At 47.7% G+C, this 1,837-nt stretch carries 3 protein-coding genes and 1 pseudogene; 2 read left to right on the forward strand and 2 right to left on the reverse strand.

Annotated elements, in window-relative coordinates; translation table 11 throughout:
- Positions 1-49: 49 nt before the first annotated feature.
- On the reverse strand, positions 50-202 hold the full coding sequence (locus RINTHH_RS10920) for a hypothetical protein (RefSeq protein ID WP_155943969.1): 153 nt from the start codon (positions 200-202) through the stop codon (positions 50-52).
- Positions 203-355: 153 nt separating this feature from the next.
- Between RINTHH_RS10920 and RINTHH_RS11285 the strand changes: the two genes are divergently transcribed.
- Positions 356-493 (forward strand): hypothetical protein, encoded by a 138-nt coding sequence (locus RINTHH_RS11285; RefSeq protein ID WP_231291188.1) that lies wholly within the window; start codon positions 356-358, stop codon positions 491-493.
- On the opposite strand, the pseudogene RINTHH_RS11775 reads toward RINTHH_RS11285, so the two are convergent.
- A pseudogene (locus tag RINTHH_RS11775) lies at positions 475-606 on the reverse strand (hypothetical protein); the annotation flags it as partial. The gene RINTHH_RS11285 and the pseudogene RINTHH_RS11775 sit on opposite strands and share 19 nt — an antisense overlap.
- A gap of 209 nt (positions 607-815) precedes the next feature.
- Between RINTHH_RS11775 and RINTHH_RS09600 the strand changes: the two are divergent.
- Complete coding sequence (locus RINTHH_RS09600; protein ID WP_008235898.1) at positions 816-1,718, forward strand: hypothetical protein; 903 nt, start codon at positions 816-818, stop codon at positions 1,716-1,718.
- The last annotated feature ends 119 nt before the right edge of the window (positions 1,719-1,837 follow it).

Genomic DNA, 1,837 nt, shown 5'->3' on the forward strand with positions numbered 1-1,837 from the left:
GAGGCTGCACTAAATTTTTATATAGTAAATTTAGGTGTATATTATATCTTTATTCCCCGGGTATTAAGTCATAATCACGGCGGTGAAATTCTTCTACGAGCGCGTTACGCTCTTCTATGTCTGCTTTTGCGATGTCATAGCAGGCATCATAGTCAGCCTCACTCTGCACTCCGACGAATACATCGGCTATTCGGTCGTTCAATTTTGAGATGCGTTCGCGCATCTTTTTGGCTTGTTCACGAATGCGTTCTGCCAGTTCCAGCTGCTCGGCGGCTGGAGTGATGTTTGTAATAAAATTCCCTTCCTTGCTGCAGTACTGGTAGTTCTGTTCGCGATTGCCGCGGGCTCGCTCAAAGTGCATCGCGTTTCTGCCTTCGTCCCGCTTGACCGCGAAAGTCGGCAACGGGCGGAATTTTTTACTCTTGTTCGTAGTGCAATATACCCTTGGAGATGTGGCGTACCAGATTCTCCAACTTCTTTTCCTACGATATAGAAATATTTTTCAGATTCGTTCCGGAACTTGGAACTCAAGAACTCATACTCGTTTTCGGTGTAGTTGTTCAGCGTAAAACACCAAGCATTGGCGGGTGAAATTTGTCTCGGCATCTCGAGGCAAGGATTGAGTGGAAAAGAGTGCGCGCGCGAGGGGGTCGAAAAGTTGGGGGGATAGTATTACCCCAACTTTTTAATTTGGAACTCGAGGAACTCAGTTTTTTTGAAGTGCGTTTGAATTTTTATTAAAATCTCTCGAAGATGAATTTAACCTCTAATTCATCGTCTCTTATTAAGCGAATTAGCGGTATTTTCCTAATATAATGCCTTTTACATCCGGTAAAAGTTATGGTACGCGCAAACGCACCGGTACGTACACTCGTAAGAACCGCAGCGCGGCGGCCCGCAACAAGTCTTCGATTTTGCGGCGAAGGTCTGCCCCTGCTCAGCAGCGGCAGCTAATGTCTCTTCAAAAGCAGGTGGTCTCTTTGAAGAAGAAGAGTAATCAGCGCGTGCAGTACGCGCAATTCTTTCTGCCTCTTGTGGGAGGTACTGGGCCGGATAATGCCCAGATAAACCTTGCTAACGGGGACTTTTATGTCCTTCCATTGATGAACCCGGCTGTGTTTTCGTCTCAGCCGGTGTTCCAGGCTCGTAACACCACCGTGGACGACCCTAATAAATGTATAGTCAAGAACTTCGATATACAGGCCGTGTTCAGTCCTAAGAACTCGCTTTCGGCGCTCACGCCTCGTATTGTTCGGGTGTGGACCGTGTCTTTACGCAAGGAGACCGCGCAGGAAACCCTACAGGGTACTTCACAGATGTCTTCAACTGGATTTAACGCAGCCCCAAATGGCAAGTATTATAAGAATACGTTTGTAGATGGCGGCCTCGCCACGATGGTTAAGCTCAACCCAGCTTCGTTCAGGATTCATACCTACCGCGAGTTTACGCTCGCGAACATTATGCAGGAAACCGCCGTGCCGGATGAGGACACCGCGGTAACCAATACATACAATTCGTTAAAGCGAATGAGAGTGTGGCTCAAGTGTGGTAATCACTTGAAGCCTCCCCAGGGCTCTTGGTCTGGCATTGCAGAGGGCGAGGTTATGCCCCTCGACCGTAAATATTTTATCGTGCACGTCGGCGGCTGGTCTAACGACGGAGATAATCAAGTACGGATGGATACGAATATCGTTGCGACTATCACGACCAGTAATTAAGGGGGGCGATTTTGGTAGGTGCCCCAGCATTCCAAAGACGATAAGTCGTCGCAAACGACTTTGTATAGTATGCCCCGAAATGTAACTATGTAAACATTTCGGGTAATGAAACCGCACTT

This window comes from Richelia intracellularis HH01 (assembly GCF_000350105.1).
Taxonomy (GTDB): Bacteria; Cyanobacteriota; Cyanobacteriia; order Cyanobacteriales; family Nostocaceae; genus Richelia; species Richelia intracellularis.